This window comes from Bradyrhizobium sp. BR13661, assembly GCF_029892425.1.
In the GTDB taxonomy this organism is placed as follows: domain Bacteria; phylum Pseudomonadota; class Alphaproteobacteria; order Rhizobiales; family Xanthobacteraceae; genus Bradyrhizobium.
Genome location: NZ_JARXWB010000033.1, coordinates 63593 through 90137, shown reverse-complemented (window position 1 = coordinate 90137; position 26545 = coordinate 63593). Strand labels below are relative to the sequence as shown.

Genomic DNA, 26545 nt, shown 5'->3' with positions numbered 1-26545 from the left:
GACCCCCAAACCGTCTCCTCGGTCCATCCAAGCTCGGCAAACTCGCCGGCGCGAAGCGGCGCTTCTCCCTCTGCGAAAAACTCGTCGAGTTGTGGCGGCGCCACAGATGTTTCCGACAGCATGGCGTGCGCCTGGCCGCGATGATGAATCTGATGCTGGAAGAGATGCATGAGCAGCCGGTCACGCCGCTCGGTTTGGACCCGCGTATCGCGGTTGATCCGGACATTGCCGTCGAGCAGCTCAGGCGTCAACGCATCGCAGATCGCGAGCAGGCGCTTGTCCATTGCGGCTTGAGCGGGCTTCAATTCGGAAAGCGATGGGTAGGGCACCTCGTTCGCCCAGGCGCGCGGCCCGAGCCAGCCGTCTTCGAGTGCATCGATGTAGAAGAGGTCGATGACGTAGATGTGGTTCAGTGTGCGCTGCAGGCTCGGGAAGAAGCCGGTCCGCGGGGCGTCGAATTCAGCCTGGCTCAGACCGGCGCAAGCGGTGAGCAGACGATGGTTCGCCCAGGCATTGTTGTAGGCGAAGGCGCGGTAGGTTTGCACGAGCCCGGCGGACATGTCGGTTCTCCTGCTATTTGCTCAGGGCTATTGCCGTTAACTGTGCGCGAATGTCTTCGTATCTTGTCCCGACTACGCCGATCTTCGGATGGTAGCGTAGTCCGGACGACTCCATGTCTGCGAAGCCAAGAGCAATTCGCGCGGCCTGCGCCCCCAAGTCGGTTAGACCGCGCGCAGATTGAATGAGAGCGCGGCTCCCGTGAATTCGGAACGCGACCACCGGAAACGGCTGCGGCGCGGCCCCGAACTCATCGAGTAGACCAAGGGTCTTCTCATACTCGCGAGACAGTCTTCTCGCTGCGACGAGCCATGCCAAATCAAGCCATGCCCAGGTCTTGATATTGGGCGTGATGCGCATCTGTTCGATCGCGCGATCGTAGTAATAGATAGCCCGATCAACATCTCCCGAACCCAAGAGGCAGTCCGCCTTCGCGGAAAGCGCCTGAACGAAGTTGATTGAGTCGGGGTAGCCTTCGATCACATGATCAAAGAGAGAAGTTGCAGCCCTCCAGTACTGTGAGCCCGTCTCCATCAGGGTATGTCCCTGGATGAAGATGTATTGTGCCCGATTGTGCGCCCTCGCTCTCGCCAAGCGCTGCCAAAAATCCGTCTGATCCTCTTCGGACCAGGTAGTTTTGCGAAACCATTCAGTCGCCATTAGCGGTTCCGTGACGGGCGTGCGGCATAAGAAGGGAAAGCGGAGTTCCTCTCGATCTACTCCGCCGCCTCGCTCGTGCTCCGCCGCTTCGGCTTCCGCGCCTTCTTCAGCACCGGCTCCAGGAATTTTCCGGTGTAGCTCCGCGGCGCCTTGGCGATGTCCTCGGGCGGGCCCCAGGCGACGATCTCGCCGCCGCCGTCGCCGCCTTCGGGGCCGAGGTCGATGACCCAGTCTGCCGTCTTGATGACTTCGAGATTGTGCTCGATGACGACGACCGTGTTGCCTTGCGCGACCAGCTCGTGCAGCACCTCCAAAAGCTTCTTGACGTCGTGGAAGTGCAGGCCGGTGGTCGGCTCGTCCAGGATGTAGAGCGTGCGGCCGGTGGCGCGTTTTGACAGCTCCTTTGCCAGCTTGACGCGCTGGGCTTCGCCGCCTGAGAGCGTGGTGGCCTGCTGGCCGACATGGATATAGTCGAGGCCGACGCGGTGCAGCGTCTGGAAAGTCTCGCGCACGCGCGGCACCGCCTTGAAGAACTCGGCGGCTTCCTCGACGGTCATGTCGAGCACGTCGGCGATGGACTTGCCCTTGAACAGCACCTCCAGCGTCTCGCGGTTGTAGCGCTTGCCTTTGCAGACGTCGCAGGTGACGTAGACGTCGGGCAGGAAGTGCATCTCGATCTTGATGACGCCGTCGCCCTGGCAGGCCTCGCAGCGGCCGCCCTTGACGTTGAAGGAGAAGCGCCCGGGTTCGTAGCCGCGCGCTTTCGCTTCGGGCAGGCCGGCGAACCATTCGCGGATCGGCGTGAACGCGCCGGTGTAGGTCGCGGGGTTGGAGCGCGGCGTGCGGCCGATCGGCGACTGGTCGATATCGATGATCTTGTCGATATGCTCCAGGCCCTCGATGCGGTCATGCGGGGCAGCGCCCTCACTGGCATTGTTCAGCTTGCGCGCGATCGCCTTGTAGAGCGTGTCGATGAGAAGCGTCGACTTGCCGCCGCCGGAGACGCCGGTGACCGCCGTGAACAGGCCGAGCGGAATCTCGGCCGTGACGTTCTTGAGGTTATTGCCGCGAGCGTTCACCACCTTGATGGTGCGGCGATGGTTCGGCGGACGCCGTTCCGGCACCTCGACCTCGAGCTCGCCGGTCAGGTACTTGCCGGTGAGCGATTTCGGGTTGCGCATGATCTCGTCGGGCGTGCCTTCGGCAACGATGTTGCCGCCATGCATGCCGGCGCCGGGGCCGATGTCGAGCACGTAGTCGGCGAGCCGAATGGCATCCTCGTCATGCTCGACCACGATCACGGTGTTGCCGAGGTCGCGAAGCCGCTTCAGCGTATCCAGAAGGCGCGCATTGTCGCGCTGATGCAGGCCGATCGAGGGCTCGTCGAGCACGTAGAGCACGCCCGTCAGCCCCGATCCGATCTGCGAGGCCAGGCGGATGCGCTGGCTCTCGCCGCCGGACAGCGTGCCGGAGGAGCGGGAGAGCGTGAGGTAGTTGAGGCCGACGTCGAGCAGGAAGGTGAGGCGCTCGCGGATCTCCTTGAGGATGCGGCCGGCGATCTCGTTCTGCTGCGCGTTCAGCGCCGCAGGCACGGTCTCGAACCAGGCGCCAGCGGCCTTGACCGACAGCTCGGAGATCTCGCCGATATGTTTGGCCCCGACCTTGACGCAAAGCGCCTCGGGCTTGAGCCGGAAGCCGTTACAGGCGCCGCAGGGCACGTCGTGGAAATATTTTGCCAGCTCCTCGCGCGCCCACTCGCTCTCGGTCTCGCGATAGCGGCGGTTGATGTTGGTGATGACGCCTTCGAACGGCTTCTTGGTGTCGTAGGAGCGGACGCCATCCTCATAGGAGAACTTGATCTCGTCCTCGCCGGAGCCGTGCAGGATCGCGTTTTGCGTCTTCTTCGGCAGATCCTTCCACTTGGTGGTGAGCGTGAACTTGTAGTGCTTGCCGAGCGCGGTCAGCGTCTGCGTGTAATAGGGCGACGACGATTTGGCCCAGGGCGCGATCGCGCCCTTGCCGATCGCCAGCTCCTTGTCGGGGATGACGAGGTCCTCGTCGACATGCTGCTCGACGCCGAGGCCGCCGCAGGCCGGGCAGGCGCCGTAGGGGTTGTTGAAGGAAAAGAGTCTGGGCTCGATCTCGGGAATGGTGAAGCCGGAGACGGGGCAGGCGAATTTCTCCGAGAACAGGATGCGCTCGGGCCCGCTCTTGTCGTGGATTTTTGCCGTCTTCTTTTTCTCTTCCGCAGGCGCGGCAGCGGCTGCCGGTGCATCGGCATACTCGATCACCGCCAGGCCCTCGGCGAGCTTCAGCGCGGTCTCAAAGCTTTCGGCGAGGCGCTGGCCGATATCGGCGCGCACGACGATGCGGTCGACGACGACGTCGATGTCGTGCGGGAATTTCTTGTCGAGCGTTGGCGCTTCGGCGAGCTCATAGAAGGTGCCGTCGATCTTGACGCGCTGAAAGCCCTTCTTGAGCCATTCAGCGAGCTCCTTGCGATACTCGCCCTTGCGGCCGCGCACCACGGGCGCGAGCAGATAGAGGCGGGTGCCTTCGGGCAGCGCCAGCACGCGGTCGACCATCTGCGAGACGGTCTGGCTTTCGATCGGCAGTCCCGTGGCAGGCGAATAGGGCACGCCGACGCGCGCCCACAGCAGACGCATATAGTCGTAGATCTCGGTGACGGTGCCGACGGTCGAGCGCGGGTTCTTCGAGGTCGTCTTCTGCTCGATCGAGATCGCCGGCGACAGTCCGTCGATCTGGTCCACATCGGGCTTCTGCATCATCTCCAGGAACTGGCGGGCATAGGCCGAGAGCGACTCGACGTAGCGGCGCTGGCCTTCGGCGTAGATGGTGTCGAAGGCGAGCGAGGATTTGCCCGAGCCAGATAGCCCCGTGAACACCACCAGCTTGTCGCGGGGAATTTCGACGTCGATGTTCTTGAGGTTGTGCTCGCGCGCGCCACGGATCGTAATTGCGCGCAAGCTCGAGCCCGCGTTCTGCTGTTGGCGCTTGGCCTTGATCACTTCATCCATTCCGCTGGCCCTCGAGGAATCCAAAAGCGCGCGATCGCGCCAACGTACAGGCGCGCTTCGCCCGGAACCGGGATCGGCGCCGATGGGGTTGCCAGCGAACGTAGGAAGAACGGAGACAGATTTCCAGTGGGACTTGCGAATCGTCAACGGATTGTTGGCGCGCTGGCGGGACCTGGCAGCAGCTAATGGCCATTGCCCTGAGTGGAACAGCAAAAGGCCGGCGCGAGGCCGGCCTCAGACGGTGCTGAATTTGGCTGCCAATCTCAGTATTTGGCTACGACGGGGCCACCCCAGCGGTAGTTGACGCGGATCATCCCGATATCGACGTCCTGGCCGATCCGCTCGGTGCGGGCCAACGGGGCGACGACCGTGTTGGTGAGAATGCCGCCGTGATGACCGAGGAACAGATGGTCGTATTCGCCGCCGACCGACCAGTTCTCGGCAAAGGCGTATTCCACGCCGAAGCCGGCGCTATAGCCCCAGCGGGTCTGGCTGAGCGTGTTGGACACCACGCCGATGCCGGGAACGAACTCGTCGTATTTGTCGTGAGTGACGGCTGCGCCCGCCTTGCCGTAGAACAGCACGCTGTTCGCGGTGTAACCGAGCTGGCCTGTGAACAGACCGAAGCTGTCGATCCTTGTGCGGTTGTTCAGCGGCGCCAGCGCCTGGCTCAGATTGTTGCCCTTGAAGTCGGCCCAGTTGCCCTGGCCTTCGACGCCGAGAACCCAGCGCGCCTTCTGCCAGCGATAGCCGAGCTGGGCACCAACCGTGCCGCCGCTGGCATCATGGCAGCCTTCGCCGACAGGCGGGTCGATCGCAACGCCGCCGACGCCGACAATGCTCCAGCAGGTATGGCCAAGGCCGCCGCCACCGTTGAGGCCGCCATAGACGCCGGTCCATTCGAGCGCGGGCACAGGCGCCACCGGCGCCTTGCCATAGAGCGGGAGATCCGCCGCGCCAGCCGGCGCGGCTGCGCCGAGTGCGAACAGGCCGATCGCGGCCAGCGCCCAACTCTTCAGCGCGCAAGTCTTCATGTCAGATCCCCAACTCGCCCAGTCCATTCGCGCGCGACGATGCGCTCCACGATTCCTTGACGGTTGGGCGGGCCGGGCCGCGAAAACAAAAAGGCCGGCGCAAGGCCGGCCTTTCGATACGCGATGGCGTTGGAGACGAAGCTCCGGACTTCGCTTAGTACTTGGCAACCACCGGGCCGTTGAAGTGATAGTTCACGCCGACCTGCACGGTGTGAAGGTTGAGGGTGCCGAGGGGAATGGCGCCCGAGAAGTAGGTCTCGCCGCCGAGGCTGCGATAGAGGTACTCGCCCTTGACCGACCACTGCGGAGCGAAGAACGCTTCGACGCCTGCGCCGACGGTCCAGCCGGAGTGGAACTTGCTGTCGGAGACCGATGCGGCGCCCAAGGTGGCGGTGAGCTTGTTGTCGATCCAAGCGTAGCCGCCGGTGCCGTAGAACAGGACATTGTTGACGGCGTAGCCGATGCGGCCGCGCACGGTGCCCATCGCGTCGGTCTTTGAGGTGAGCGAGGCGGGCACGCCACCGACGCCGGGGACGAAAACCGTACCAGCGGCCGTCGCGCTGACGTCAGCCCAGGCGCCATCGGCCTCGACACCGAACACGACGTTGCCGGTCTGCCAGTTGTAGCCGGCGGTGCCGCCGACGAAGCCACCCTTCATCTTCGGATCGCCAGAGGCAGCTTCCCACGCGCCGCCACCGACGATACCGAGGTAGAAGCCGGTCCAGTTGTAGACCGAGGCCACAGCGACCGGGGCCTTGGTGTAGGGGCGCGCCGCCAGATCGGCAGCCGAAGCGGCGCCGGTGAGAGCGATCAGAGCGGCCGAAGCCAGCAAAACCTTCTTCATTTTCGAAATCCCAGTCCCAGTTTCTGTTGTTGCCTTCCGTCTGACGGAAGGACATCGGACGCTTTGGTCCAACTGGGACGTGCATACACTAGTGAAGCTGCAAGTTGTGTCTCTCAAATGCCACAACGGATACAAAATGTAATAGTCACTGACCTATGGTTCTCATTGGGAACAAAAACAAAAACGAAGGCCGGCGCGAGGCCGGCTTCGATTCCTGGATGATCTTGTGGCGTGCCTCGCGGTGCGAGCTGTTGCTGTGCACGCTTGAGTCGCATCATTTTTGATGGGAACAAATCTGGAACAAATGTTCAGCCGATGCTATATGTGGGGATAACCGAGGGCGTGGCGGGCCGTCCGGCGCTCGTGAGCGTATAGGGTCGGCCCAACAGGCAGCAGCGCGGGCGCGCCTTTTCGAAATTCAGTGGCATTTGGAACGGAGAGCGGTGATGGCGGGAAGCGTCAACAAGGTCATTCTGGTCGGAAACCTCGGCAAGGATCCGGAAATCCGCCGTACTCAGGACGGGCGGCCGATCGCGAATTTGAGCATCGCCACGTCCGAGACCTGGCGTGACAAGAACACCGGCGAGCGCAAGGAAAAGACCGAGTGGCATCGGGTCGTGATCTTCAACGAAGGGCTCTGCAAGGTCGCCGAGCAGTACCTGAAGAAGGGCGCCAAGGTTTACATCGAGGGTGCGCTGCAGACCCGCAAATGGACCGATCAGCAGGGCGCTGAGAAGTACTCGACCGAGGTCGTGCTCCAGGGCTTCAACTCGACGCTGACCATGCTCGACGGCCGTGGTGGCGGGGGCGGCGGCAGCTTCGGCGACGAGCCGGGCGGCGATTTCGGCTCGTCCGGTCCGGTCAGCAGCGCACCGCGCCGCGCGGTTGCCGCTGGCGGCCGCAACAACGACATGGACGACGATATCCCGTTCTGAGGCGAAGCGCGGCTTCGCTTCGAACTTTGCCTTGCTCGCGTAAAGCGGCAGGATTTCTTATCAATTGGCAGGCCAAGCTCGGTTTTCCGGGCTGGTCTCATGTGCTGCCTCAAGCCTTTGACGGGCCGCGATGTGAATGGTATTAACTTAATGTTAATCATATTCACATGGTCGATGGCCTGGTCGGAGAGTGCACCACATGAGCCTTGGTCACATGAGCCTTGCGCCCCTGCTTGATGCCGCTCCGGCAATCCCACTGCACGCCTTCGCGGCCATGGCGGCCTTTGTGCTCGGCCTGGTCCAGTTCGCCGCGCCCAAGGGCACGCTGCCGCACCGGACGATCGGCTGGATCTGGGTGGCGCTGATGGCTGTGGTGGCGGCCTCGTCGTTCTGGATCCACCAGATCCGCCTGGTCGGGCCGTTCAGCCCGATCCACCTGCTGTCGATCTTCACGCTGGTGATGCTGCCGATCGCAGTGTGGCGGGCCCACACGCATCGCGTTGCCGCTCATCGGTGGACCATGATCTTCATTTTTACCGGCGCGCTGGTGGTGGCGGGACTGTTTACGTTGCTGCCCGGGCGCATCATGCACAGCGTGTTTTTCGGGGCATGACGGGCGGTTCCGCCCGGCACCTTCGGGTCCCGCCAGAGGTGGTGCCGGGCAGGGCGTAAGTCTCTGGAAAAACAGTCGGAAAAAGCGCTTCCCGGAAGCCCCCAAGGGTGGTTATCAGGGCGTCGATGCGCTATATGATTCCCAGATAAAACCTCACCGGATTCCCACTTGGCTGACGACGACAACAAGCCCGGCGACCAGCCGGCGCAACCCTCGGATATTCGCCCCGTCTCCATCTTCGAGGAGATGAAGAAGTCGTATCTCGACTACGCCATGAGCGTGATCGTGGCGCGCGCGTTGCCCGATGCCCGCGACGGCCTGAAGCCGGTGCATCGCCGCATCCTCTACTCGATGAACGAGCAGGGGCACACGCCCGACAAGAAGTACGTCAAGTCCGCCCGCGTGGTCGGCGACGTCATCGGTAAGTATCACCCGCACGGCGACCAGTCGATCTACGACGCCATGGTCCGCATGGCGCAGGACTTCTCGATGCGCGTGCCGCTGATCGACGGCCAGGGCAATTTCGGCTCGGTCGACGGCGATCCCCCGGCTGCCTATCGTTACACCGAAGCGCGCCTGACCAAGGCCGCGCTGGCGCTGCTGGCCGACATCGACAAGGACACCGTCGACTTCCAGCCGAACTACGACAACAACGAGACCGAGCCGTCGGTCCTTCCGGCCAAGTTCCCGAACCTTCTCGTCAACGGCGCCGGCGGCATCGCGGTCGGCATGGCAACCAACATTCCGCCGCACAATCTCGGCGAGGTCATCGATGCCTGCGTCGCGCTGATCGACAACCCTGCGCTGACCATCGACGAGCTCATCAACATCGTGCCGGGACCGGATTTCCCGACCGGCGGCGTCATCCTCGGACGTCAGGGCATTCGCTCCGCCTATCACCTTGGCCGCGGCTCGATCGTGATGCGCGGCAAGGTCGCGATCGAGACCATCCGCAAGGAGCGCGAGGCGCTCATCGTCACCGAGATTCCCTACCAGGTGAACAAGGCGACGATGGTCGAGCGCATCGCCGAGCTGGTCAAGGAAAAGAAGATCGAGGGCATCGGCGACCTGCGCGATGAATCCGATCGCGACGGCTACCGCGTCGTCATCGAATTGAAACGCGACGCCGTGCCGGACGTGGTGCTGAACCAGCTGTACCGGTTCACCCCGCTGCAGACCAGCTTCGGCGTCAATATGGTTGCGCTCGACAGCGGCCGTCCGCGGATCATGCATCTGAAGGACCTGCTGGCGATCTTCGTCGACTTCCGTGAGCGGGTCGTCACGCGACGCACCAAGTACCTGCTCGCCAAGGCGCGCGATCGCGCGCATATCCTGGTCGGTCTGGCGATCGCGGTTGCCAATATCGACGAGATGATCCGCGTCATCCGGACCTCGCCCGACCCGACCACCGCCCGCGACACCCTGATGTCGCGCGATTGGCCGGCGCGCGACGTCGAGGACATGCTGACGCTGATCGACGATCCTCGCCACCGCATCAGCCCGGACGGTACGATCCGATTGTCGATGGAGCAGGCGAGAGCCATTCTCGACCTGCGTCTGCAGCGCCTGACCGCTCTCGGCCGTGAGGAGATCGGCGACGAACTCTCCAAACTCGCCGTCGAGATCGCCGATTATCTCGACATCCTGCGCTCGCGCGAGCGCGTGCTTGATATCATCAAGACCGAGCTTGCCGAAGTGAAGGCCGAGTTCGCCACGCCGCGCAAGACCGTGATCATGGAGCAGGAAGGCGAGGTCGAGGACGAGGACCTGATCCAGCGCGAGGACATGGTCGTGACCGTGTCGCACGCCGGTTACGTCAAGCGCGTGCCGCTGTCGGCCTATCGCGCCCAGCGCCGCGGCGGCAAGGGCCGCGCCGGCATGCAGACCCGCGACGAGGATTTCGTCAGCCGGCTCTTTGTGGCATCGACTCACACTCCGGTGCTGTTCTTCTCGTCGCGTGGCCAGGTCTACAAGGAAAAGGTCTGGCGCCTGCCGATGGCGGCGCCGAACGCGCGCGGCAAGGCGCTGATCAACATCCTGCCGCTGGAGCAGGGCGAGCGCATCACCACGATCATGCCGCTGCCCGAGGATGAATCGACTTGGGGCAACCTCGACGTGATGTTCGCCACCACAGGCGGCAACGTCCGGCGCAACAAGCTGTCCGACTTCGTCGACGTCCGCCGCTCCGGCATCATCGCGATGAAGCTCGACGAGGGTGAGGCGATCGTCGACGTGCAGATCTGCACCGAGCGCGACGACGTGCTGCTGACCGCGGCCGGCGGCCAGTGCATCCGCTTCCCGGTCCCCGACGTGCGCGTGTTCACCGGGCGCACCTCGATGGGCGTGCGCGGCATTGCGCTTGGCGAGGGTGACAAGGTGATTTCGCTGGCGATCCTGCGCCATGTCGAGACCACCTCGGACGAACGCTCGGCGTACCTCAAGATGCGCCGCGCGGTCGCCGGCGAGGCCGCGAGCGAAGAGGCTGCGGTGGATGCCGAGGCGGAGGAGACCTCCGGCAGCTTCCAGCTTCCGCAGGAGCGCTACATCGAGATGTCGGCGGCCGAGCAGGTCGTGCTGACCGTTTCGGTCAACGGCTATGGCAAGCGGACCTCGTCCTACGAGTACCGCACCACGGGCCGCGGCGGCAAAGGCATCGTCGCCATGAGCGTCAGCAACCGCAACGGCAATCTGGTCGCGTCCTTTCCCGTGGAAGATGCGGATCAAATCATGCTGGTCACCGACAAGGGCCAGCTGATCCGCTGCCCGGTCGAGGGCATCCGCATCGCCGGCCGCTCGACGCAAGGCGTGATCGTGTTCGATACCGCCGAGGACGAGCATGTCGTCTCGGTCGAGCACATCACCGAAGAGGCCGAGAGCGGGAATGGGGAGAACGGCAACGGGGCGTAGTTGGCGTGGCCTGGGCCGACGTTGGGAGAGGTTCCATGCCGCGAAGCTTTGCTTGCCTGATCGCTGTCCTGGTCACCATCGCAACAGCGACCGGCGTTGCAGCCGCTGACGTCAAGGTGATGATTTCGGCCGGGTTCTTTGCCGTCTATGAGGAGCTTGGTCCGGCCTTCGAGAAATCGACGGGACACAAGCTCGTCACGACGCGCGGTCCTTCGGTCGGTGATTCACCGGAAGCGATTCCGACGCGTCTGTCCCATGGCGAGCCGGCCGACGTGGTGATCATGGACGGCAGTGGCGTGGACCTGCTGGAGCAGCGCAATCTGGCGCGGCCCGGAAGCCGGATGCCGCTCGCGGAATCCTTCATCGGCATGGTGGTCCGGGCCGGGCAACCCAAGCCCGACATCAGCACTGTGGACGCGCTGCGCAAGGCACTGCTGGCAGCCAAATCCATTGCCTATTCGGACAGTTCCAGCGGCACCTATCTGTCCAACGTCGGCTTCAAGAAACTCGGCATTGCCGATGAAATCGCCGGCAAGACGCGCAAGGTGCGCGGGCCGCCTTCGGGTGAGCCCGTCGCTGCCGTCGTCGCACGCGGGGAAGCCGAGATCGGTTTCCAGCAGGTCGCCGAAATGATCCACGTGCCCGGCATCGATTTCGTCGGCACGGTGCCGTCCGAGATTCAGCCGCCGACGCTCTATGTCGGCGCTATTCCCGCGAACTCGCAACAGCCTGATGCTGCGCTGGCGCTGCTGCACTTCCTCTCCTCCGCGGATGCTGCAGCCGTGATCACCAAGAACGGATTGAAGCCCTTGCCGCCGCATTGAAGGGCGAGGCTGGACGGCCTTCCTAAATCTCCAGCTCTGTGCCGAACTCCACCACCTGCTTGGTCGGCACGCCGAAGAACGCGGCCGAGCGTTCAGCGTTGCGCTGGAGGAAGGCGAACAGGCCTTCGCGCCAGACCCACATGCCGGGAACGTCCTCGCGCGGGATGATGGTCTCGCGGCCGACATAATAGGTGATGTCGGAGAGGTCGATGCCTGGCAGCTGGCCCTGGCGGCAGGCGAGCGTCAGTCCTTCATAGATCGTCGGGTTCTGCATGAAGCCGTAATGCAGGATCACGCGGGTGATGCCGGGGATGATCTCGATCACCTCGGCGCGGTCCTGGTCGGGGATATGAGGCAGCTCCTCGATCAGCACGGTGACCAGGATGATGCGTTCATGCAGCACGTGATTGTGCTTGACGAATTGCGTCAGCGCCAGCGGCACGCCTTTCGGCGCCGATGCCAGGAACACGGCGGTGCCGGGCAGGCGCGCGCTGCATTTGTTGACCGCAGTCTCGATCAGATCTTCTTCGGGCTGGCGCAGCTTTGCGCGCGCGGCTTCGACGAGCTTCACGCCGGCGCGCCAGGTCAGCATCAGGAAGGCGACGAGGCCGGCGAGCAGCAGCGGAAACCAGCCGCCCTCGAACAGCTTGATCGAGTTGGCCGCGAAGAAGATCATGTCGATGACGAAGAAGAAGCCGTTGACGGCCACGATGAGCCAGGGCGAAAAGCCCCACTGGATCGCGACCAGGGCTGCGAGCAGCGTGGTGATCGCCATCAGCAGCGAGACCGCGATGCCATAGGCGCCGGCGAGGGCGTCCGAGGTGCCGAAGGCGAGGACTGCGCCGAGCGTTGCCGCGGCGAGCAGCCAGTTCACCAGCGGCACATAGATCTGGCCGATCGCATCGCTCGTGGTGTGGCGGATCTGCATGCGCGGCAGGAAGCCGAGCTGGATCGACTGCTGGGTCAGCGAGAACACGCCGGAGATGATGGCCTGCGAGGCGATCACGGTCGCCACCGCCGAGAACGCGACCAGTGCGTAATGGAGAAAGTCAGGGCAGAGCTGGAAGAACGGATTCTCGATCATGCTGGGATCGCTGATGAGCAGCGCGGCCTGGCCGAAATAGTTCAGCACCAGTGCGGGAAGGCAGATCGCGAACCAGGCGAGCCGGATCGGCAGGCGGCCGAAATGCCCCATGTCGGCATACATCGCCTCACCGCCGGTGACCGCAAGGAAGGCGGCACCAAGGATCGCGAAGGAGACCGCAAAGTCCTGGTGGATCAGGAAGTCCAGGGCATAGAACGGGCTGAGCGCCGCCAGCACCGCAGGTGCCTTAATGATGCCGTGGATGCCGAGCGCGGCCAGCACGATGAACCAGGCCAGCATCACCGGTCCGAAGATGCGGCCGATGAAGCCGGTGCCTTGCTTTTGCATGAAGAACAGGCCGACCAGGATGGCAATGGTCAGGGGCACCACGACCGGTGAGAGCGAGGGGGCGTCGACCTTGAGGCCTTCGATGGCTGACAGCACCGAGATGGCCGGCGTGATCGCGCCGTCGCCATAGAGCAGTGCCGCGCCAATCAGGCCGACGACCAGCAGATGGGCGCGCCAGGTGCCTGGTTGGGCGTGGCGGGCGTGGAGCAGCGCCAGCAGTGCAACGATGCCGCCTTCGCCCCGGTTGTCCGCGCGCAGGATCAGCAGCGCATATTTCAGCGAGATGATCAGAAGCAGCGCCCAGAGGATCAGCGAGGCAACGCCAAGGACAGCGTCTTGTGTCACCGTGCCGCCATGGGCGGCCGCCTTGGCGGCTTCCTTCAGCGCGTAGAGGGGGCTGGTGCCGATATCGCCATAGACCACCCCGAGGGCGCCCATGGTCATGGCAATCGGAAGCGGATTGGGGTGATGGCCGGAAGCGACTGCGGGCGTGCTGGACAATGGCGACCCCTCAATGGGATCGCGCCCCGTCGGGCCATTCCGAGGGGCGCGAGCGTCAGACAGTCTGCGACGACACGTCGCAAATATCCACGAGATTTATCTTGGGGGTGATAGAGGTTTATGACGCTGAGCTGACAGACCGGCTAAAGCGCGATGAGACCAGGATGAATCATCATCGCGCTTTAGGTTATTGTTTGAGCATCACCTTTTCGGAAAACCGCTGCGCACTTTTCCGGGTCATGCTCTACGGCGTGCGATCCGCAGTCACGAGGCGAGCGACGCGGATTTGAGCCTTGGTGCCGGCGCGGCGCAGGCAGGAGGCCTCGAAATTCGGCCAAGCCTGCTGTGAGCAATCCCGTCCGATCGTCTTGATGTCGAGCCGATCGCTCTTGGCGAGCGGCTGCGGCACGCTGGCTTCGACGGTCGGTGCAAAACCGGGCAGGAGGGTGAGGGTGGCAGCAACACACGCAGCAAGAGCGATCGCTGAAAGAGCCTTGATCATTGACGGTCCCCTGTGATGCGGCCGCTACGCCCAGTTTGCGGCCCGTCGTTCGTTGGCCGGATTAGTAACCATGGCCAGTTTCCGGACGTCTTCGCCGATGCAGGAAATGGTTTCATTGGGGTCTGGTTTTGTTTCGTGGTGCCCCGAGGACGAAACAAACCGGGTGCTTCCGACATGGACTGGCGCAAAAACCGGCAGGGAAACCGCCCGGCTTGCCGGGCAGGGCCGGGCGGGGTAGGACGTGGCCATGCCGCGCATTGCCTTTTACCCAGGTTCCTTCGACCCCATCACCAACGGCCATCTGGACGTGGTCCGGAGCAGTGTCCCGCTGTGCGACCGCCTGGTGGTCGCGGTCGGGATCCATCCCGGCAAGAAGCCGCTGTTCTCGACCGAGGAGCGGCTCAAGATGCTCCTTGACGTCTGCGGGCCAGTGGCGGCCCAGGCCGGCTGCACGTTCGAGGCCGTGACCTACGATGATCTCGCGGTCACCGCGGCCCGCAAATATGGTGCGACCATCATGATCAGGGGTCTGCGCGACGGCAAGGACCTCGACTACGAGATGCAACTCGCCGGAATGAACGGCACCATGGTGCCTGAGGTACAAACCGTCTTTCTGCCGGCCTCACCTCTGGTCCGCCCGATTAGCGGCACATTGGTGCGCCAGATCGCAGGCATGGGCGGAGACGTCTCGGCCTTTGTCCCGCCGCTCGTTGCATCCCTTCTCAAGGCCAAATTCGCCTGAAAACGGCGCGCATTTTCATCTCACCTGATCCGGAGTTTCCATGATCCGTCGTCTCGCAATTCTTGCCACGATGTTCGTCGCGCTTGTCGGTGCAGTCCCTGTTGTGGCGCAGCAGCTGCCGGCCAATCTCGACAAGGCCAATGCGCTCGTCATCGATACCACCAAGGGCCGTATCGTCATCAAGCTCAGGACCGACCTAGCGCCGCAGCACGCAGAGCGTCTCAAGCAGCTGGCGCGCGAGGGCTTCTACAACAACGTGCCGTTCCACCGCGTGATGGACGGCTTCATGGCCCAGACCGGCGACGGCCAGAACGGCAACGGCACGGGCGGCTCGAAATATCCGAACCTGAAGCAGGAATTCTCCAAGGTCCATTTCGCTCGCGGCATCGTCGGCATGGCCCGGCGCGGCGACAGCGTCGACACCGCCAACTCGCAGTTCTTCATCATGTTCGCCGACGGCGGCAGCCTCGACGGCCAGTACACGGTGGTCGGCGAGGTCGTGCAGGGCATGGATGTGGTCGACAAGCTGAAGAAGGCGCCGGCGGGCTCGCCGGGCGGTACCGTCACCGATCCCGACAAGATGGTGAAGGTGCAGGTCGCCTCCGACATCAAGTAGCGAGACGATGGCGCGCGGCGGCGACAGGCTCCTGTTCGCTGCGGCAGCGCTGTTGCTCAGCATCACCGGTGCGGCCGCCGAGGACGCGCCCGTCAACACCATCCAGGACATCTTCCAGCACTTGCGGAACTGCTGGAAGCCGCCGCCGCCTGCCAAGGCCCGCCCACTCGACATCACCGTCGTGGTGAGCTTTAACCGGTCCGGCAACATTCTGGGCCATCCGAGGATTACCTATGAATCCGAGGGGGCCTCCGACAATGACCGGCTGCAATACCGGATCGCGGTGATGGAGGCGTTGCAACGCTGCACGCCGGTGCCATTTACCGATGCAATGGCCGGCGCCGCCGCGGGACGTCCATTCGCGATTCAGTTCCGTAGCCGCAAAACGTCACCCGACAAGACTTCACCTCCAACGCAAGAGAGACGAGCATGAGCGTCACCGAAAACACATTGATCCTCGAGACCACGCAGGGCCCCGTCACCATCGAGATGCGCCCGGACCTCGCGCCCGGCCATGTCGCGCGCATCAAGGAGCTGGTCCGCGAAGGCTTCTACGACGGCATCGTGTTCCATCGCGTGATCGAGGGCTTCATGGCGCAGACCGGCTGCCCGCACGGCACCGGCACCGGTGGCTCCGGCAAGAAGCTGAAGGCCGAGTTCAACAAGGAGCCGCATGTGCGCGGCACCACCTCCATGGCGCGCGCCGCGAGCCCGGATTCCGGCGACAGCCAGTTCTTCATCTGCTTCGATGATGCCCGCTTCCTCGACAACCAGTACACGGTGTGGGGCAAGGTCACCGAGGGCATGGAGAACGTCGACAAGATCAAGCGCGGCGAGCCGGTGCAGAACCCGGACAAGATCGTCAAGGCGCGCATGGCGGCGGATAAGGAATAGTTATCCGTCATTCCGGGGCGCGCGAAGCGCGAACCCGGAATCTCGTGCCACAATCTCGGGATTCCGGATCGCCGCGCTCAAGGCGCGGCGTCCGGAACGACGGTGCTAGTGAAACATGCGCACCGACCTTTTCGATTTCGACCTGCCGCCCGAGCGCATCGCGTTGCGCCCCGCGCAGCCGCGCGACTCCGCGAAGATGCTGGTCGTCGAGAACGGCGCACTGCGCGACCAGATCATTGCCGATCTGCCGCAATGGCTGAGGCCCGGCGACCAGCTGGTCGTCAACGATACCAAGGTGATCGCGGCGCAGCTCAAAGGCCGCCGCATCGGCCGCGAGACTGAGCCGAAGATCGAGGCGACCTTGATCAAGCGCCTCGATGGCTCGCGCTGGCAGGCGCTGGTGAAGCCCGCGAAGAAGCTTGTCGCCGGCGACCGCATCCGCTTCGGCAATGAAGGCAAGGTCTGCCTGCTCGGCCATCTCGACGCCGAGGTCGAGGCCAAGGGCGCGGAAGGCGAGGTGACGCTCGGCTTCTCGTTTCACGGTCCGGCGCTGGATCAGGCCATCGCCGATCTCGGCAGTCCGCCGCTGCCGCCCTACATCGCCTCCAAGCGGACGCCCGACGATCAGGACCTCGCCGACTACCAGACCATGTTCGCGGCCAACGAAGGCGCGGTCGCAGCGCCCACCGCGGGCCTGCATTTTACGCCGGCCCTGGAGCAGGCGCTGCGCGCGCGTAGCATCGGCATCAACCGAGTCACGTTGCATGTCGGGGCCGGGACTTTCCTGCCGGTCAAAGTCGAGGACACCGACGGCCACAAGATGCACGCCGAGTGGGGCACGATCTCGGCGGAGACCGCGGAACGGCTCAATGCCGCGCGACAAAATGGTGGCCGCGTCATTGCGGTCGGCACCACCTCATTGCGGTTGCTGGAAAGCGCCGCCGGCGAAGACGGAACCATCCAGCCGTTCGCGGCCGAGACCTCGATCTTCATCACGCCCGGCTACCGCTTCCGCGCGGTCGATGTCTTGATGACGAATTTCCATCTGCCGAAGTCGACATTGTTCATGCTGGTGTCGGCGTTCTCGGGGCTCGAGACGATGCAGCGCGCCTATGCGCATGCGATTGCGAGCGGCTACCGGTTTTATTCCTATGGCGACGCGTGCCTGCTGTTTCGTGCGCCGTCGTAAAACGTTCAAGGCTGTAACGCTGTCGTGAACGCATAGCTCCGCGTCGTTTTGTCCGGGCTGACGGGTTACAAACCTCGCGGATCAAATCTCGTGGTTGTGCTACAAGCGGTCATGAAGAAATTTTTCCTTGTCGCGCTTTTCATCACGATCTCTCCTTGCATGGCCCAAACCGTTGCCGGGACAACGCTTCCGCCGACGGAGCCTTCAATTCGTGAGCAGATCAAGGCGGATCGGGAGAGAGACAGGAAGGCCGAGGCGAGCATCAGTTCGCAGGCCCGGCCCTGGGACAAGGATGCCAACGGCAAACGTCCCTGGGACCGCAAGGACGAACCCGCCAAATAGCCATCACACTGCCGTCGGGTGGGTTAGCCCCGCGGATTGCGCGAAGCGCAAACCGCTCGGCGTAACCCACCCTTACGAATCTCACTCCTTACGCCATCACCCGCTGCGGCAACAGCTCCGCGATCTGCACCGCGTTGAGCGCCGCGCCCTTGAGCAGCTGATCTGCGGCCACGAACATCGAGATCGAATGCCCGGAGGGGTCGCTGAGATCCTTGCGGATGCGACCGACCAGAACGTCGTCCTGGCCCGAGGCATCGATCGGCATCGGGAAGTAGTTCTTCACGCGGTCATCGACGATCTTCACGCCCGGCGCCTGCGCCATGATGGCGCGGACCTGGTCCTCATTGATCGGCTTCTCGCATTCGAAGGTGATGGCTTCACAGTGCGCCCGCAGCACCGGCACGCGGACGCAGGTGACGCCGATGGCGATCTTGTCGTCCTCGAAGATCTTGCGGGTTTCCTTGATGACCTTGGTCTCTTCGTCGTTGTAACCGGTGTCGGGATCGACGGCGGTGTTGTGGTTGAAGAGATTGAATGCGTAGGGATGCGGCATCACCTTCGGCGTGTAGACCTGCCCGTTGAGATTGGCGCGGGTGGACTCGACGAGCTCGTCCATCGCGGCCGCGCCGGCGCCGGAGGCCGCCTGATAGGTCGAGATGATGACACGCTTGATGCGGTTGTTCTGATGGATCGGCCAGAGCGGCACCAGCGCGGTGATCGCGGCGCAGTTCGGGTTCGCAATGATGCCCTTGTGGTCGCGGATGCGGTTGCCGTTGACCTCGGGGATGACGAGGGGAACGTTCGGATCCATTCGGAAGGCGGAGGAGTTGTCGACGACGACGGCGCCGGCCTTGACCGCTAAAGGCGCGAACTTCTTGGAGATGCCGCTGCCGGCGGAGAACAGCGCGATGTCGACGCCTTCGAACGCGCGCTCGGTCAATTCCTCGATGACGACATCCTTGCCGCGGAACGACACCGTCTTGCCGGCGGAGCGGGCGCTGGCGAGCGCCTTGAGCTTGCCGACGCGAAAACCACGCTTGTCCATGGTGGCGATGAATTCGGCGCCCACCGCACCGGTGACGCCGACAATCGCGACGACGGGATCGTTACTCACTGTGTCCTCCATTGAGATCGATTGAGACAACAAAAAAGCCCCGGACCATCTTGGGCGGGGCTTCGGTCAAGCTTGATGCGTTTAGTCGACGACTATGCGCGCACGCCTCCCCGGGCCCCGAAGGCCGTGGTGGTTTTGGTCGTGCGTTTGGTGGTCGTGAACATGGCGGCGACTTATGCGGGAGAGTCTGGCGTCTGTCAATGGCTTTCGGGCGGGATTGTGGCTGACCTTATTTGCCCCGCGCGCCCGGCGGCTCGAGCAGGACTTCCTTGAGGTCGTTGCCGCTGATGACGACGATCGCGAAATTGAGCCGGCCGCGCTCGCGCACCAGCCCGCCGCTGATGGCCTTGCCGGAGGCTGCCTGCTCGGCGACGCGAACCGCATCGGCGAGGCGATGGGTGATGGTGCCGAGCACGGCGAGGTTGCTGCGATCCTCGAGGTCGAGTTGCGCCAGGGGCAGGGCGGCCTCGCCACCCATCACTTCGCCGGTCGCAGCGTTGACGGTGTAGCGCCAGATCCGGTCGTTATGCAGGGTCTTGACCCGGTACACCGGTACGCCGGAACCACCGTCAAAGCTGATATCCGCGGTGGTCGCGCCGGCGTGGCGGGCCTCCGCAATCGCCATGGCCTGACTGATCGAGATTGACGAGCTGCGGAAGCGCTCGATCTCGTGGCTCACCGCCTGGCGGTCCGCTGCGGCGTCCCCATCTGTCTCGCTGTGGAGGGCGGTGGGTGCCGAGCCCGCCGAGACGGTTGCACGAACAGGCGCTGCGACGAGCAGCCCCGACAGGGCAATCGCCAGCAACCCGTACACGCCTGGTCTTGTCGCGCTCATGGTCCAAACCCTCGGCCAACAAGTCTGCCGGATGTTCGTAAAGAATTCGCGGCCGGCCACGGGCAATGGCCGGCCGCTGACTGCCGTAACGGGCTGTACCCGTCGCGGCGATCCAAGCGGCCCGGACCTCTTTTGGGGCTGGTGAAAAAAGGGCCCGCACCGCTCTATAAACAAAACAATACCGTATCGTTTTGTTATGGTCAACGAAGCGACCATTGTCCGAAGGGGACAAATCACCGGTCTCACGGAAATGTCAGCGGGAGGGGCGGCGCCGTTGTGCGGCTTTTGTTGCGGTCTGCGTTCGGTCGGCGGGTCCGATCGCCCCGGCCAGGAACAGCTTGATCGCCGCACGCATCCGCTTCTCGGCGGCCTTGAACTCCATCGGCGTGCCGAACGTCGCCATGCGGTGGGTATGGCCGACGACGACATCGAGGAACACTTCCGCCGCGATCGTGGTATCCTCGACATCAAGCGCGCCTTGCGCCACCAGACGGTCGAAGAAGCGGGCGGTGGTCGCCACGGCCTTCAGCCAGCCCTCTTCCTTGCCGAGCTTGGCGACGTCCGGGAAGTTGATGGCCTGCGCCGTCATCATGCGGCTGAAGGCCATGGCATCGGGTCCGCAAGTGAACAACAGCATCTCGCGCCCGATCTCGTTCAGCCGCTGCTCGACTGAAATGTCGGACGAGTTGCCGAGCTGCGTCTCGGCCGCCGCTGACAGTGGAGCAAGCCAGCGCGCAATCTCGCGGCGGAGCACCGCGGTGAACAGCCCACGCTTGTCGCCGTAACGGGAATAGACGGTCGGCTTGCTGACGCGGGCGGCCTCAGCCACCGCGTCGAGCGAAGTGGCGTCAAAACCGCGGTCGAGGAACAGGCGGGTCGCGACCTCGATCAGCCGCTGATCGCGTTCGATCGCAGCGCTCTTCGTCGGCCGGCCGCCGCGCGATTTTGAGGCCTCGCGTCGAGGCGCTGCCGTCTTTGCCTTGGTCGCAGCCAATCCCATGCCCAATGAATGCTCGATGATTCCTGCGCGATCGTGACGATGGTCATTGCTCTATAGCGCGCAGGAGCCGGGGCGTCATCGCTAAACTGGCCGAATTGGCCTTATCGTCAACGGTCACCGACCGATGCCGTTCCGCCTCGCGGATATCAAGGTATCCGCGAGGTCCAGGCCCGGCTGCCTGCCGCCTTCTCATACCCGTACTGGTAGAGCGCCCGCATATAGGCAGTGTCGAACCCTTCGGACGGCGGCGCCGGATAATCGCGCTCGATGTAGGAAAGATGGAAGCCGAGGTGGTTCCGCTGGGCAAAATCATAGGTCGAGAAGATGATCGATCGCGTCTGCGATTGGGTGATCGCGGACAGGCTGCGCGAGGCGACATCGATCGTGCTGTTGGCGACGAGCTCGAAGTTGCGCTCGATCTTCTTGTTGACGAGGATGTAGATGTCCATCTTCGAATTGCCGGGCAGGCGACCCTGCAGCAGCAGGGCCTCCGGCAGCGTCAGCACCGGCGCGGTCACGCCGCCATCGACATGCATCTCCTGAAACCTGCGGCCCTGTCCTTCGGCCTCGATCATGATCGGCGGAAATACCAGGGGAATGCTGGCGGAGGCCGCCATCACGTCGCGAAACAGTTTGAGCGCATCGGGCGTGCCGACCGCGGCGATCTTGCCCATGTCCCAGATTGCGGTGCGCTGGGTGTCGAGATCGGTCGTGACCACCAGCAGCCGTCGGCCCCTGGCGTTCTCGCGCGCGACCTGCGCCATGATCTCCGGCCCGACATAGCGGGCGACGAGCTCGCGCAGCCGCGTATTGCCGAACAGGCCCGAGCCGAACAGCACGCGCATGATGCTGGGGTCGTTCAGCAGGCTCTCCGCGATGCCGCTGGTGTAGAGCTCGCGAAGCGTGTCGTCATATTGCGATCCAAGGAATGCAAACGGTGCAATAAGGCCGCCGGTGCTCACGCCGGATACGACGGAGAAGATCGGACGGTTGCGAGCTGCACTCCAGCCATTCAGCACGCCGACGCCATAGGCGCCGTCGGCACCGCCGCCCGATAGCGCCAGATAGGTCCTGCTTCCGGTCGCCTTGTCCTGCTCGAAGCTGAACTTGGTGATGGGCTCGTCGGCATAGCGCCTCAGACCGTCGATATCGAGCACGCGCGAGCCGCTCGCATCACCGGCCGTATAGGGCGTGCGGGGGATCGAGGTGCAGGCGGCGAGCGCCAGGCTGCACGCCAGCGCCAGCGACCCGATCAGGCGGCGGCCCATGCGCTTTGTCCGGCCACCAGAGCGGCTGGAGACGTCCATCGAACATGTGGGGAGGGGCATCGGTCGGTGGCTGGCGATCACGCATCTACGGCCGCAGGCAGATTGCCGCAGCGTCTCGTCCAGCCCCCGTAGAAAAACTATACTGTATCGTTTTGTTTATCAAGCGGCGGGCGCATCACGTCCGCGTCAACGCTGTCCCGATCTGGGGCATCGTCCGGGTTGATCGGGCTCGCCCGACACGCAATAAGCACCGCCATGAATCCGACTGAGACCGCTCTGCCCAATCATTTCGAACTGCTCGCCACTGACGGTGCCGCGCGCACCGGCCGCCTGACCACGCCCCACGGCGTGGTGCGGACGCCGGCCTTCATGCCAGTCGGAACGGCAGGCGCCATGAAGGGCATGCACTGGCGCGAGGTGCGCGATGCCGGCGCCGACATCGTGCTCGGCAACACCTATCACCTGATGCTGCGTCCCGGAGCGGAGCGCATCAACGCCCTGGGTGGCTTGCAGCAATTCACCGGCTGGAACGGGCCCATGCTGACTGATTCCGGCGGCTTCCAGGTGATGTCGCTGTCGGACCTGCGCAAGATCAGCGAGCACGCCGTGACCTTCCGCTCGCATATCGACGGCGCCAAGATCGAGCTGTCGCCGGAACGCTCGATCGAGGTGCAGCGTTTGCTCGGCTCCGACATTGCGATGCAGATGGACGAATGCGTGCGGCTGCCGGCCGAGCGCGACGACATCGACCGGGCGATGCGCCTGTCGCTGCGCTGGGCCGAGCGCAGCAAGCGCGCCTTCGAGAGCGCACCACACGGCTACATGCTGTTCGGCATCGTGCAGGGCGGCGACATCCCGCAGCTGCGCCATGCGAGCGCGCAAGGGTTGGTCGAGATCGGCTTCCACGGCTATGCGATCGGCGGCCTCGCCGTCGGCGAGCCGCAGGCGGTGATGCTGGCGATGATCGACGAGACCGCGCCGGCGCTGCCGACCGACCGGCCGCGTTATCTGATGGGCGTTGGCACGCCCGACGACATTCTCGAAGCGGTCAAGCGCGGCGTCGACATGTTCGATTGCGTGATGCCGACGCGCAATGGCCGCCATGGCGTCGCCTTCACGCGTTTCGGCCAGGTCAATCTGCGCAACGCCCGCCACGCCGACGATCCGCGTCCCCTCGATGAGGAGAGCAAATGGCCGTCGGCGCGCAACTACGCGCGCGCTTACCTTCACCATCTCGTCAAGGCGGGCGAGACGCTGGGGGCCATGCTGCTGTCTGAAATCAATATCGCCTATTACCAGTTCCTGATGCAGGGCATCAGGGACGCGGTCGCACATGGAACATTCGAAGAGTTCTACCGGCGCACGCGCGAGGACTGGGCGAGGGGCGACATCGCCCCGCGCTAGGGCAACAGCATCAGTTGCACACGATCCGCTGCTTGACGGCGTGCTTGGTGACGAAGCCGTAGCCGCAATTGTCGCAGGTCCAGAGATAGCTGATCACGTGGTCTGACACATACGCAGACGCTTCGGCGGCGACCATGGAGTCGGCGCAGACGGGACAGGTGGGCAACTCACTGCAACGCGGATCGCGGTGGCGCGCGATGGTCGGCAACACTTCAGCAATGGCTGACATCGTGGTGACCTCCCTGCTTCTAGACCTAAGTCTAGCATAGACAGAATCAGTTGACGAGGTCGCAACACAAATGCGTTGGTTTTCTGCTAATTAATGCTCACTCGATTTTGCGATGCAGCGTATTTAACATGTGCCGCATTGTTGCTTGCGTGTCGTCACAAGCTGTCCGTAACTGCGCAAACGCTGCGCTGGGGGCGCATTGTCGCCAAAGGGAGTTGATCATGGACGCATCGTCCGAGAAGGGTTCAAAGACGGGTGCAGCGCACCAACCCGGCCGCGGCCGGATCTATGACTCGATCGTCGAGGCGTTCGGCGACACGCCGATCGTGCGCCTGCGCCGGTTGCCGGGTATGCACGGCGTCAACGCGACGATCTTGGCAAAGCTCGAATATTTCAATCCCGCCGCAAGCGTGAAGGACCGTATCGGTGCGGCGATGATCATCGCCATGGAGAAGGCGGGCATCGTCAAGCCCGATACGGTGCTGATCGAGCCGACGTCAGGCAATACCGGCATCGCGCTCGCCTTCGTCGCGGCGTCGCGCGGTTACCGGCTGAAGCTGGTGATGCCGGAATCGATGTCGATCGAGCGACGGAAGATGCTCGCCTTCCTCGGCGCCGAGCTGGTGCTGACGCCGGCCGCGCAAGGCATGAAGGGCGCGATCGCAACGGCTGAAGAATTGTTGAAGACGACCCCGAACTCGGTGATGCCGCAGCAGTTCAAGAATCTCGCCAATCCCGAAGTGCATCGTCGCACCACGGCGGAGGAAATCTGGAACGACACGGCGGGCAACATCGATTACTTCGTCGCTGGCGTCGGTACCGGCGGCACCATCACGGGTGTCGGTCAGGTCCTGAAGCCGCGCAAGCCGTCCTTGCGGGTGGTTGCGGTCGAACCCGAGGAGAGCCCGGTGCTGTCAGGCGGCACCCACACGCCGCACAAGATCCAGGGCATCGGCGCGGGCTTCGTGCCCGATATTCTCGACCGCTCCGTGATCGACGAGATCGTGAAGATCAACTCGACCACCGCGATCGAGACCTCACGGGCGCTGGCGCGGCATGAGGGTATCCCGGGCGGCATCTCATCGGGCGCCGCGATCGCAGCGGCGCTCGAGATCGGCAAGCGGCCGGAGGCTGCGGGAAAAACCATTTTGGCTATCGTGCCGTCATTCTCCGAGCGCTATCTTTCGACGGCTCTGTTTGAGGGAATCTAGGACATGGCGGATCAACCGAGGCGGCCGCGCACGTTGGGCGATGCGCGGTCGGAGGCCGAGGCGGCGTTCAAGAAGGTGACGGCCAAGGTCGCTGCGCCCCTGCCGAAGCAGAATGTGGCACCTGGCATCAAGGAGCAGATCACGCTGCGGATCGACCAGGACGTGCTGCAGTTCTTCCAGGAAGGCGGCCCGGGCTGGCAGGACCGCATCAACGAGGCGCTGCGCAAGGCGGCGGGGAAGTAAGCGCTCGGCTGCCGCGAGCCGAGACGCCCGCGTAAGGCACACCTCTTTCCTCGCAATGACGGAGGATGTGGTGACGCCGTGCTCTTACCTTGACGGGCGAGAGCAACAAAAAGCCCGGCGTAAGCCGGGCTTTCATGTTTTGGGTTAGGCGAACCTCAGTGGCGGAACATGCCGCCCATCATGCCGCCGACGACACCGCCCACGAAGGCCGCACCGGCATCGCCACCACCGCTGTGGCGGGGCGCGGGCGCGCTCTGAACAGGCGCCGCGCGACGGGCCGGTTTCGGGCTGTCGTCGCTCGCAGTCGTGGTCGAGGCAATGATCTCGGAGAGCATGGCCTTGTGCTGGAGCTTGTTGAGGAAGCCCGTCGACGGATAGCCGCGGGCGGCCTGCCAGCGCTTGAGCACCGCGCGGGTCTCGTCGTTGAACACGCCCGTGACCTTGGTGTCGAAGCCGAGGCCGGAGAGGCGGCGCTGCACGTCGCGGCGCTGGCCCTTGTCGAGGCCGATCTGGTCCTCGGTGAGCTGGGTGGCCTCATCGGTGAAGGTCGCCGGATCAACGCCGGCGTTGAGGTTACGCGTGGTGGTCGACGGGCCATTCTGGATCGCGGCGAGCCGCGCCAGCGCCAGCGCCTTGAACTGGCCGTTCGGATAGGCGGAGAGATAGGCGTTGAGCTCTTCGGGCTTGTTGGTTTCCTTCACCGAGCGCCAGTATTCGAGCTCGACACCGTCGGAACTGCTGCTGCTGCTGGCCGCAACTGCCGGCGTGCTGCTCGAGGCGGTCGGCGCCGCGTTGGCGACCTGTGTCGTCGGCGCCTGATTGAGGTAGACGGCGCCGATCAGATTGGTATGGCCCCAGGGCAGCTGTCCCTTGTGGGTCTCTTCATTGACCTGGGCGCGCACCGAGGTCATCGCCTGCTGGATCTCGACGCCGGGCTTGGTGATGTTGTCGATCAGCGCGCGGGTGAACGGGCTGTTGTTGCCCTCCTGGCCGTCGAGCGCGGTCTGGCCGGGGCCCGTGGCGAATGCGATCAGCGTGCCTTCGCCGGACTTCATCTCGGCAAGCCCGCTGCCGACATTGACGCTACGGGTGGCCGAATTCGACTTGATCTTGGCGGCGAACGGGTTGTCGCGGCAGGCATCGAGGAACACCAGTTTCACCTTGGCATCGCCCATGGTCTGGTCAAGCGTGAGGTCGATGTTGATCGCAGCGCCGAGCTTGACGTCCATCTCCGACTTGATGTCGGCATCGACGGGCAGGAGGTAGTTGGTGCCGCCGACGGCAATGCCGTGGCCGGCATAATAGAACACTGCGATGTCGGAGCCCTGTGCCTTGCGGCCGAAATCGAGGAGCTTTTCGGTCATCTGGTCGCGCGAGAGGTTCGATCCTTCGATCACCTCGAAGCCGACATTGCGCAGCGTCGATGCCATCGCCTTGGCGTCGATCGGCGGGTTCGGCAATTGGGCGACGTTCTTGTAGGCGCCATTGCCGACGACAAAGGCGACGCGGCGGTCGGCCTTCGCGGCGCCGATCGACAGCGCCATGCACATCAGCGAAGCGATGATGGTGAGAGTGCGCATCTGAAATCCCCAACAGAATCGAATGACGGG

General features: G+C 63.9%; 26 protein-coding genes. 13 read left to right on the top strand and 13 right to left on the bottom strand.

All coding sequences use genetic code 11. The annotated features are described in order from the left end of the window. The 5 genes from M2427_RS35410 to M2427_RS35390 all read right to left on the bottom strand — a co-directional run. Positions 1-560, bottom strand: a 560-nt coding sequence (locus M2427_RS35410; protein ID WP_280711439.1) for a DinB family protein, incomplete at its 3' end; no start/stop codon positions are given. A 13-nt stretch (positions 561-573) separates the two neighbouring features. After that, a complete protein-coding gene (locus M2427_RS35405; RefSeq protein WP_280711438.1) occupies positions 574-1218 on the bottom strand; it encodes a hypothetical protein in 645 nt (214 codons plus the stop codon). A 56-nt stretch (positions 1219-1274) separates the two neighbouring features. Continuing rightward, the gene (uvrA, locus tag M2427_RS35400) at positions 1275-4256 is read right to left on the bottom strand and encodes an excinuclease ABC subunit UvrA (RefSeq protein ID WP_280711437.1); all 2982 of its coding nucleotides are present in this window, start codon (positions 4254-4256) and stop codon (positions 1275-1277) included. A 263-nt stretch (positions 4257-4519) separates the two neighbouring features. Beyond that, positions 4520-5290 (bottom strand): porin family protein, encoded by a 771-nt coding sequence (locus M2427_RS35395; protein WP_280711436.1) that lies wholly within the window; start codon positions 5288-5290, stop codon positions 4520-4522. Positions 5291-5444: 154 nt separating this feature from the next. Further along, positions 5445-6134, bottom strand: a complete 690-nt coding sequence (locus M2427_RS35390) for a porin family protein (protein ID WP_280711435.1) — start codon at positions 6132-6134, stop codon at positions 5445-5447. Between the two features lie 446 nt (positions 6135-6580). Between M2427_RS35390 and M2427_RS35385 the strand changes: the two genes are divergently transcribed. From M2427_RS35385 to M2427_RS35370, 4 genes are all read left to right on the top strand, one after another. Then, positions 6581-7069 (top strand): single-stranded DNA-binding protein, encoded by a 489-nt coding sequence (locus tag M2427_RS35385; RefSeq protein WP_280711434.1) that lies wholly within the window; start codon positions 6581-6583, stop codon positions 7067-7069. Between the two features lie 214 nt (positions 7070-7283). Next, the gene (locus M2427_RS35380; RefSeq protein WP_280711444.1) at positions 7284-7682 is read left to right on the top strand and encodes a DUF2306 domain-containing protein; all 399 of its coding nucleotides are present in this window, start codon (positions 7284-7286) and stop codon (positions 7680-7682) included. 168 nt (positions 7683-7850) lie between these two features. Then, on the top strand, positions 7851-10589 hold the full coding sequence (gene gyrA / locus M2427_RS35375; RefSeq protein WP_280711433.1) for a DNA gyrase subunit A: 2739 nt from the start codon (positions 7851-7853) through the stop codon (positions 10587-10589). Positions 10590-10624: 35 nt separating this feature from the next. After that, entirely contained in the window at positions 10625-11413 is a 789-nt protein-coding gene (locus tag M2427_RS35370; RefSeq protein ID WP_280711432.1) for a substrate-binding domain-containing protein, read from the top strand. 22 nt (positions 11414-11435) lie between these two features. On the opposite strand, the gene M2427_RS35365 is transcribed toward M2427_RS35370, so the two are convergent. After that, positions 11436-13289 (bottom strand): KUP/HAK/KT family potassium transporter, encoded by a 1854-nt coding sequence (locus M2427_RS35365; protein ID WP_280711443.1) that lies wholly within the window; start codon positions 13287-13289, stop codon positions 11436-11438. A gap of 301 nt (positions 13290-13590) precedes the next feature. Beyond that, complete coding sequence (locus M2427_RS35360) at positions 13591-13848, bottom strand: hypothetical protein (protein ID WP_280711431.1); 258 nt, start codon at positions 13846-13848, stop codon at positions 13591-13593. 247 nt (positions 13849-14095) lie between these two features. On the opposite strand from M2427_RS35360, the gene coaD reads away from it, so the two are divergent. The 6 genes from coaD to M2427_RS35330 all read left to right on the top strand — a co-directional run bounded on the left by coaD (position 14096) and on the right by M2427_RS35330 (position 17631). Next, the gene (coaD, locus tag M2427_RS35355) at positions 14096-14590 is read left to right on the top strand and encodes a pantetheine-phosphate adenylyltransferase (RefSeq protein WP_280711430.1); all 495 of its coding nucleotides are present in this window, start codon (positions 14096-14098) and stop codon (positions 14588-14590) included. A 40-nt stretch (positions 14591-14630) separates the two neighbouring features. Next, positions 14631-15206, top strand: a complete 576-nt coding sequence (locus tag M2427_RS35350) for a peptidylprolyl isomerase (protein ID WP_280711429.1) — start codon at positions 14631-14633, stop codon at positions 15204-15206. Between the two features lie 7 nt (positions 15207-15213). Next, complete coding sequence (locus M2427_RS35345; RefSeq protein WP_280711428.1) at positions 15214-15639, top strand: hypothetical protein; 426 nt, start codon at positions 15214-15216, stop codon at positions 15637-15639. Continuing rightward, positions 15636-16100: a peptidylprolyl isomerase gene (locus M2427_RS35340; protein ID WP_128951691.1), complete on the top strand. Its 465-nt coding sequence runs from the start codon at positions 15636-15638 to the stop codon at positions 16098-16100. Before M2427_RS35345 ends, M2427_RS35340 begins: the two co-directional genes overlap by 4 nt. Before the next feature lie 115 nt (positions 16101-16215). Further along, positions 16216-17289: a tRNA preQ1(34) S-adenosylmethionine ribosyltransferase-isomerase QueA gene (gene queA / locus M2427_RS35335; RefSeq protein WP_280711427.1), complete on the top strand. Its 1074-nt coding sequence runs from the start codon at positions 16216-16218 to the stop codon at positions 17287-17289. A gap of 111 nt (positions 17290-17400) precedes the next feature. Continuing rightward, positions 17401-17631, top strand: a complete 231-nt coding sequence (locus M2427_RS35330; RefSeq protein WP_280711426.1) for a hypothetical protein — start codon at positions 17401-17403, stop codon at positions 17629-17631. Between the two features lie 88 nt (positions 17632-17719). Here the strand turns inward: M2427_RS35330 and M2427_RS35325 are convergent, their stop codons facing one another. From M2427_RS35325 to M2427_RS35310, 4 genes are all read right to left on the bottom strand, one after another. Beyond that, positions 17720-18757, bottom strand: coding sequence for an aspartate-semialdehyde dehydrogenase (locus M2427_RS35325; RefSeq protein ID WP_280711425.1), 1038 nt, complete (start codon positions 18755-18757; stop codon positions 17720-17722). A gap of 217 nt (positions 18758-18974) precedes the next feature. Beyond that, the gene (locus M2427_RS35320; protein WP_280711424.1) at positions 18975-19580 is read right to left on the bottom strand and encodes a PepSY domain-containing protein; all 606 of its coding nucleotides are present in this window, start codon (positions 19578-19580) and stop codon (positions 18975-18977) included. A 253-nt stretch (positions 19581-19833) separates the two neighbouring features. After that, positions 19834-20580, bottom strand: coding sequence for a TetR/AcrR family transcriptional regulator (locus M2427_RS35315; RefSeq protein ID WP_280711442.1), 747 nt, complete (start codon positions 20578-20580; stop codon positions 19834-19836). A gap of 146 nt (positions 20581-20726) precedes the next feature. Continuing rightward, entirely contained in the window at positions 20727-21848 is a 1122-nt protein-coding gene (locus M2427_RS35310; protein WP_280711423.1) for a patatin-like phospholipase family protein, read from the bottom strand. Positions 21849-22103: 255 nt separating this feature from the next. Here M2427_RS35310 and tgt point away from each other — a divergent pair, with 255 nt between their 5' ends. Beyond that, positions 22104-23252, top strand: a complete 1149-nt coding sequence (gene tgt / locus M2427_RS35305; RefSeq protein ID WP_280711422.1) for a tRNA guanosine(34) transglycosylase Tgt — start codon at positions 22104-22106, stop codon at positions 23250-23252. Between the two features lie 10 nt (positions 23253-23262). Here the strand turns inward: tgt and M2427_RS35300 are convergent, their stop codons facing one another. Beyond that, the gene (locus M2427_RS35300; protein WP_280711421.1) at positions 23263-23481 is read right to left on the bottom strand and encodes a hypothetical protein; all 219 of its coding nucleotides are present in this window, start codon (positions 23479-23481) and stop codon (positions 23263-23265) included. A gap of 221 nt (positions 23482-23702) precedes the next feature. Here M2427_RS35300 and cysK point away from each other — a divergent pair, with 221 nt between their 5' ends. Together cysK and M2427_RS35290 are read left to right on the top strand one after the other, a co-directional pair. After that, entirely contained in the window at positions 23703-24692 is a 990-nt protein-coding gene (gene cysK, locus M2427_RS35295; protein WP_280711420.1) for a cysteine synthase A, read from the top strand. 3 nt (positions 24693-24695) lie between these two features. Next, positions 24696-24935, top strand: a complete 240-nt coding sequence (locus tag M2427_RS35290) for a BrnA antitoxin family protein (RefSeq protein ID WP_280711419.1) — start codon at positions 24696-24698, stop codon at positions 24933-24935. A gap of 155 nt (positions 24936-25090) precedes the next feature. Here the strand turns inward: M2427_RS35290 and M2427_RS35285 are convergent, their stop codons facing one another. Further along, a complete protein-coding gene (locus tag M2427_RS35285; RefSeq protein WP_280711418.1) occupies positions 25091-26515 on the bottom strand; it encodes a caspase family protein in 1425 nt (474 codons plus the stop codon). Positions 26516-26545: the final 30 nt, after the last annotated feature.

What these genes read in the sequence shown, in the direction of transcription:
- cysK (WP_280711420.1), top strand. Translation starts at nt 23,703, where the DNA reads ATGGACGCATCGTCCGAGAAGGGTTCAAAGACGGGTGCAGCGCACCAA.
- M2427_RS35385 (WP_280711434.1), top strand. Translation starts at nt 6,581, where the DNA reads ATGGCGGGAAGCGTCAACAAGGTCATTCTGGTCGGAAACCTCGGCAAG.
- M2427_RS35290 (WP_280711419.1), top strand. Translation starts at nt 24,696, where the DNA reads ATGGCGGATCAACCGAGGCGGCCGCGCACGTTGGGCGATGCGCGGTCG.
- queA (WP_280711427.1), top strand. Translation starts at nt 16,216, where the DNA reads ATGCGCACCGACCTTTTCGATTTCGACCTGCCGCCCGAGCGCATCGCG.
- M2427_RS35320 (WP_280711424.1), bottom strand. Translation starts at nt 19,580, where the DNA reads ATGAGCGCGACAAGACCAGGCGTGTACGGGTTGCTGGCGATTGCCCTG.
- M2427_RS35340 (WP_128951691.1), top strand. Translation starts at nt 15,636, where the DNA reads ATGAGCGTCACCGAAAACACATTGATCCTCGAGACCACGCAGGGCCCC.
- coaD (WP_280711430.1), top strand. Translation starts at nt 14,096, where the DNA reads ATGCCGCGCATTGCCTTTTACCCAGGTTCCTTCGACCCCATCACCAAC.
- M2427_RS35330 (WP_280711426.1), top strand. Translation starts at nt 17,401, where the DNA reads ATGAAGAAATTTTTCCTTGTCGCGCTTTTCATCACGATCTCTCCTTGC.
- M2427_RS35345 (WP_280711428.1), top strand. Translation starts at nt 15,214, where the DNA reads ATGGCGCGCGGCGGCGACAGGCTCCTGTTCGCTGCGGCAGCGCTGTTG.
- tgt (WP_280711422.1), top strand. Translation starts at nt 22,104, where the DNA reads ATGAATCCGACTGAGACCGCTCTGCCCAATCATTTCGAACTGCTCGCC.
- uvrA (WP_280711437.1), bottom strand. Translation starts at nt 4,256, where the DNA reads ATGGATGAAGTGATCAAGGCCAAGCGCCAACAGCAGAACGCGGGCTCG.
- M2427_RS35395 (WP_280711436.1), bottom strand. Translation starts at nt 5,290, where the DNA reads ATGAAGACTTGCGCGCTGAAGAGTTGGGCGCTGGCCGCGATCGGCCTG.
- M2427_RS35350 (WP_280711429.1), top strand. Translation starts at nt 14,631, where the DNA reads ATGATCCGTCGTCTCGCAATTCTTGCCACGATGTTCGTCGCGCTTGTC.
- M2427_RS35325 (WP_280711425.1), bottom strand. Translation starts at nt 18,757, where the DNA reads ATGGAGGACACAGTGAGTAACGATCCCGTCGTCGCGATTGTCGGCGTC.
- M2427_RS35405 (WP_280711438.1), bottom strand. Translation starts at nt 1,218, where the DNA reads ATGGCGACTGAATGGTTTCGCAAAACTACCTGGTCCGAAGAGGATCAG.
- M2427_RS35380 (WP_280711444.1), top strand. Translation starts at nt 7,284, where the DNA reads ATGAGCCTTGCGCCCCTGCTTGATGCCGCTCCGGCAATCCCACTGCAC.
- M2427_RS35300 (WP_280711421.1), bottom strand. Translation starts at nt 23,481, where the DNA reads ATGTCAGCCATTGCTGAAGTGTTGCCGACCATCGCGCGCCACCGCGAT.
- M2427_RS35360 (WP_280711431.1), bottom strand. Translation starts at nt 13,848, where the DNA reads ATGATCAAGGCTCTTTCAGCGATCGCTCTTGCTGCGTGTGTTGCTGCC.
- M2427_RS35365 (WP_280711443.1), bottom strand. Translation starts at nt 13,289, where the DNA reads ATGACCATGGGCGCCCTCGGGGTGGTCTATGGCGATATCGGCACCAGC.
- M2427_RS35310 (WP_280711423.1), bottom strand. Translation starts at nt 21,848, where the DNA reads ATGGGCCGCCGCCTGATCGGGTCGCTGGCGCTGGCGTGCAGCCTGGCG.
- M2427_RS35285 (WP_280711418.1), bottom strand. Translation starts at nt 26,515, where the DNA reads ATGCGCACTCTCACCATCATCGCTTCGCTGATGTGCATGGCGCTGTCG.
- M2427_RS35390 (WP_280711435.1), bottom strand. Translation starts at nt 6,134, where the DNA reads ATGAAGAAGGTTTTGCTGGCTTCGGCCGCTCTGATCGCTCTCACCGGC.
- M2427_RS35370 (WP_280711432.1), top strand. Translation starts at nt 10,625, where the DNA reads ATGCCGCGAAGCTTTGCTTGCCTGATCGCTGTCCTGGTCACCATCGCA.
- M2427_RS35315 (WP_280711442.1), bottom strand. Translation starts at nt 20,580, where the DNA reads ATGGGATTGGCTGCGACCAAGGCAAAGACGGCAGCGCCTCGACGCGAG.